Raw genomic sequence first — 5,018 nt, 5'->3', positions numbered from 1 at the left:
AGCGGACAGCATTTGGATGGTGTGCAAAGCGAGGATATGGGAGATAAGTTTATCACCATTACCGTAACGGATCCGAACCACGTAAAGATGGAGTCGGATTTACAGCTTAGCGAGACCAACCCGATGACCTTTACCAACGTTTACGGCGTACAGGCTATCGACCCGGAAATCAAGGTGGAAAAATTCCTAAGCGCAACAGCGGGAGTGAAGAAGCCGGATATTTCCAATACATTTACCTTCACCTTAAAAAGAGTGAACGGAGAGCCTATGCCGGCGGAAGCAGGAACTGCAGACAGCCTGAGCAAGACCAATCCGGATGCTATAGGTGGAGAAGTAAACTTCGGAAGAGTACATATTACCCGCCCCGGAGTATACAAGTACACCGTAACGGAAAGCGGTTTGTTCCCCGGTATCGTAAATGATCCTCGTCCTACCAGAGATATCACCATTACAGTTAATGATTTAGGAAATGGACATCTCTTTGCCTTAGTAGGAGGAGATGATTTCAACTATACCAATGTCTTTAAGCCTACACCTACACAGGGACAGGTGGATCTTGGAAAGAAGATTTCCGGATTAAAGCCTCCCAAGGCTGACCCCTTCCGTTTTGTACTTCGGACGGAAACCATGGAGATTTCTTCCAACTCCGTTTACTGGACAGATAAGCGAGAAGATCCAGTCTTCAATGATAAGGAAATCTTTTTCAATAACGGTAACGGAAACGATACATTTGAGGAGTATCTGGATCCGGATAACAACGTTATTAGGAATAAGAAAATCGTGAGCAACTCCGATTTGGAAGAAGGTGTTTTATATGGTTCCAGCGGTCTTATTACTGAAGTGAAGCCATCCTTAAGATCTATGCCTAAGGGCCTTTTCCAGCCAATGCCGGAGGGTAGCCAGTCTGAAACGGAGATGGTAGTAATCGCCGGAGAAGGACATACGGAATTTGCTCCTATTACCTTCCATGTTCCCGGAAAATACGTGTATACGGTAAAGGAACTAAAGGACGGTATCAATGGATATACTTATGACAACACCGTTTACACGGTAGTCTTTACGGTAACCCAGTCTAACGATAGTAAAGAGACTTTAATGGTAAGCAGAAAGATCTACAAGAACAGTGCGGAAGTTTCAGAGATTCTCTTTGACAATAAGTACAATCCCTACAGACCGGGAGGCGGAGGAGGAACGCCAAACAGACCTTCCTTCCCAACACCAAACACCCCGGGAGGTCCGGGAGAACCGCCGGCAGAGCCTGAGAAGCCCACGCTTCCGGGAGAACCGGAGAATCCTACACCGGACAATGGAAACAATGTTCCGCCAAGTCCCACAGTACCCAGAACCATCGAGGAGATTCAAAAGCGAATCGGTGAGATTCTCGGAGCAGGACGGAAGCGTCCATTAACACCGGAGGAAGAGGCGGAGTTAAAGCATCTGGGAGAAGTACTGGGAGCCCTGAGAAGAGCCCAATCCCGAAAGGTAAATACGTCAGATGCCTCTCATTTGCTTTGGTATGCCTTTGCTTCAGCACTAAGCTTCAGCCTTTTAAGCATTTACTACTTCCTAAGAAAGCTAAGGAAGAAAAGATAAAGCGGAAAGATAAAGCAGAAAGCTAAAACCGAAAAGTTAAAGCTCTTTCTCTTTTAACAATTGGGAAGAAGTTTCAAAAACAATGAATCGCCTTTTGGCAAGGATTTCGATCCTGTCAAAGGGCGATTTTTTTAGCCCGATGGGGCTGCCGCTGGCTGCAACCTGGCTGCTGGGCAAGGTGGAGAGTTTGAAATTTGCGATTCAGGATTGGATGTATGGGTGAATGTATCTTGCTCACAATCTTGGTCATTGACTAAGTTGTTCTGACTAAGATGATAGGGTTATAGTATGATAAAAAATTTTGCGAAAAATGACTGATAAAGAATTTATTTATAAGTTTCGCAGAAAAACTGCAAAAATAAGCTATAAATATTGAGTGAGTCATTTTTAACTGTTATAATGGTGACTGAAAATACGAATACTGAGAATGGAGGTATTCAATTATGCTGATTCAGTTCACAGTTGAAAACCACAGGTCAATAAAAAACAGTGCCGTGATTAGTTTTGCGGCCTCTAAGGATAAGTCATTTGATGAGTATCTGCTTCATCCAGATGAAAAGAAGGCATTGCTGCCCGTACTTGCAATTTACGGTGCAAATGCAGCCGGAAAAAGTAACGTATTACATGCAATGATGACAATGAAAGAAATGGTTGTGGGAAATGCTGCAAAAGTTTCTAAGGGGCAAAAGTTGCCGTGGGAGCCGTTTGGAGGAACAAAGGTTCCGACTTCTTTTGAAATGGTATTTATTTTTCAGGGAGTTCGTTACACATACGGTTTTTCTTTTGATGCAAAGAAGATTTACAAAGAGTATCTTTACCATTGGCCGAATGGCCGTGAAGCCTTAATTTTTTCAAGAGAAAATGGAGTGTATGAGTTCCGGGAAAATGTAAATGAGCAGGTTACTCTGAGTAACCGAACACCGGACAATAAGCTCTATCTGGTGTCCTCTAATGACTGGAATCTGCCTCAGACGGAAAATGCTTATCGGTGGTTCCTGGAAAAGTTGACATTCCTGATGGATGAAGAGCCAGCTACCTCAGAAACTGTTGCCCAGATTGTCAGCGGTGATGATAAGAAAGCTCGAATCTTAAAAGAATTGTTGCTTGCCGATCTTGGAATCACCGATGTTACAATCAAGAACATCTCTGGTAAAATACCGGTTATTACGACAACACATCGAATTATTAACGAGGACGGTACAACAGAATACTTTCAGCTTTTAATGGAGCAGGAATCTGTCGGTACACAACACTTTTTTGCCCGCATCGGAGGATGGTTGCAGGCACTTGAAAACGGCGCACTTTTAGTTGTTGATGAAATTGAAGATAGTCTGCATCCTCTTTTAACCAGAAGGCTGAGTGAAATGGTGCAGGATAAGGCTGTCAATACAAAGGGAGCGCAGCTGATTTTTACAACACACGATGCAATGCTGCTTGACTTGAATTTCTTCCGTAGAGATCAGATTTGGTTTGCTGAAAAAAACGATGAGACTTGTGCAACAGAGCTTTACTCGCTGGCATCTTTCTCTCCAAGAAAAGGAGAAAATGTGCGTAAGGGTTATCTTCAGGGACGATTTGGTGCAATCCCTTTTATCGGAGGTGACGCCTGATGAGCAAGATGCGAAAAGAGTATGATCCGAACAAAGTTAAGCGGCGGAAGCGTAAACCGATTGTTTATATCATCTGCGAAGGAAAAGAAACAGAAACTCTTTATTTCAAACATTTTCGTTCACGAAACTGCCTGGTGGATATTATCCCAATTCCATCAAAACATAAAGCGGCGGAACATTTGGTGAAACACGCAAAATCCCTGATTTCCCAAGCGGATTATTATCCGAAAGACGGAGATCAGCTTTGGTGTGCATTTGACTGTGATGATAATAAAGACTCTGAGCTTCAAGCTGCAATTTCCTATTCGGAGAAGCATGGGTACAAAATTGCATATTCCAATCCGGCATTTGAATATTGGTATCTGCTCCATTTTGAAAAACGGAATGGATATTTGAAAGATTCCGCTACGGTAATTGACATCTTGAAAAACAAAGGATATTTGGAAAATTACGGAAAAAGTGTGGATGTTTTTGAAGAATTGCAGGAACACCAGCCAGAAGCTATTCAGTACGCTAAAGAACGAGTGGAGAGATTAACCAGAGATCAGCTTATTGTGATCTGCCGAGACAGTAATCCGGTAACGACAGTCTATGAGCTGGTTGAATTTTTGAATAGTAAAAGAACATAAAAGCACCATTACAAAGGTGTGCATAATGACAGAAAGCTGTCACTTCGACGATAAAAATTCGTTGGGTGGCAGCTTTTGTGTTTGGAGGGCCTGTGTGTATTAACACAGGCATTGCTTGCCGGTTTCTCGTACCCCGTATTTATGCGGGCAAAGCTGTTATTTGTGGCTTGTCCGCTGGCGCTGCTCACTGTCCTTCCGAAGCAGCTCCGGGTTGAAGCAGCGTTCTGTGGGCAGCTTGCAAATCCAGGGCAATCTTTTACATTCGGCATATCACATTACTCTATTACATTCTATCGTTCATAGGATGCACTGGGAATGATGTGATAGGTGCTTCATCTTCATTTTATAATTCGCATAAGGAATTACGATTGAAACTAATTTGCAATTTGCTATAATTATAAATAAGAAATCGTGAATGTGAAGAATACAAAGTTTGATATGAATTGAAAAAGTAATTTGAGAAGTGTTGCTCTAAAGGTGTTTATCACTAGCTAATCTTATCTTGTATGGTGGGAAAGATAGAAAGGAGGGATAATTTCCAATTTATTAATGGTCAAGATGAAAGGGATAATTTAAAACATGAATTTAAACTTGGAAAATTAGTAGAGATTTTAATAAGGAGGAAAGGATTTATGAAATCTACGATTGATTATAAGATGACTTTATATGTATTCGTAGTTGGATGTGCTTGTATCGGAATCAGAATAGCCATGTCACCTTCCTTTCCCCAGACATTAGGATTTGCGATTGGTATTGGGCTATGTCTTGTTAGTGTGGCATTGACTGTTTGGGAGATTATTGAAGGTCACGGCTTTTTCTATGGATTTGCCGAGAATTGGAATGGATACGGCATTGTGAATAGTGGTTTTATTGCTGGAATGTCTGCATTCTTTTTTTCGAGAGATTGGCGATTTGGTATTATAATAGTGGCTGTGTTGAGCATTTGCACACTGATTGAACGATTTTGCATCCGGTATTCTATTTTGTTAATTAAGAATGCTCATAAAGACCATGGCAATTAAATTCTTTAGTACCATATTAATATATTTATGTTAATCTCAGCTTTGCTTATCATGGTAAAAAATATCCATAAAAATTAGGGAAGAGTCAGAAGCTCATAAATGGCGTAGCTACGCCATTTATGAGCTTCTGTTTTGTGGTTTAAAGTTTTGTAAAAGTTGTAGAT

4 protein-coding genes and 1 pseudogene are annotated in these 5,018 nt (G+C 41.5%); all 5 read left to right on the top strand.

Annotated features, from left to right (window positions below; genetic code table 11):
* Positions 1–1,593, top strand: a 1,593-nt coding sequence (locus tag ACO4PX_RS08475) for a Spy0128 family protein (RefSeq protein WP_485572275.1), incomplete at its 5' end; no start/stop codon positions are given.
* Between the two features lie 130 nt (positions 1,594–1,723).
* Positions 1,724–1,816, top strand: a pseudogene (locus ACO4PX_RS08470) (CD1845 family protein); the annotation flags it as partial.
* A gap of 220 nt (positions 1,817–2,036) precedes the next feature.
* Positions 2,037–3,203: an AAA family ATPase gene (locus ACO4PX_RS08465; RefSeq protein ID WP_485572274.1), complete on the top strand. Its 1,167-nt coding sequence runs from the start codon at positions 2,037–2,039 to the stop codon at positions 3,201–3,203.
* Positions 3,203–3,832, top strand: a complete 630-nt coding sequence (locus ACO4PX_RS08460) for an RloB family protein (protein ID WP_485572273.1) — start codon at positions 3,203–3,205, stop codon at positions 3,830–3,832. Before ACO4PX_RS08465 ends, ACO4PX_RS08460 begins: the two co-directional genes overlap by 1 nt.
* Before the next feature lie 632 nt (positions 3,833–4,464).
* Positions 4,465–4,854, top strand: coding sequence for a hypothetical protein (locus tag ACO4PX_RS08455; protein ID WP_308580431.1), 390 nt, complete (start codon positions 4,465–4,467; stop codon positions 4,852–4,854).
* Positions 4,855–5,018: the final 164 nt, after the last annotated feature.

Source organism: Oribacterium sp. (assembly GCF_057249185.1).
Note: the sequence above shows the minus strand (reverse complement) of the source record. Positions and strands in the feature narration are given on the sequence as shown.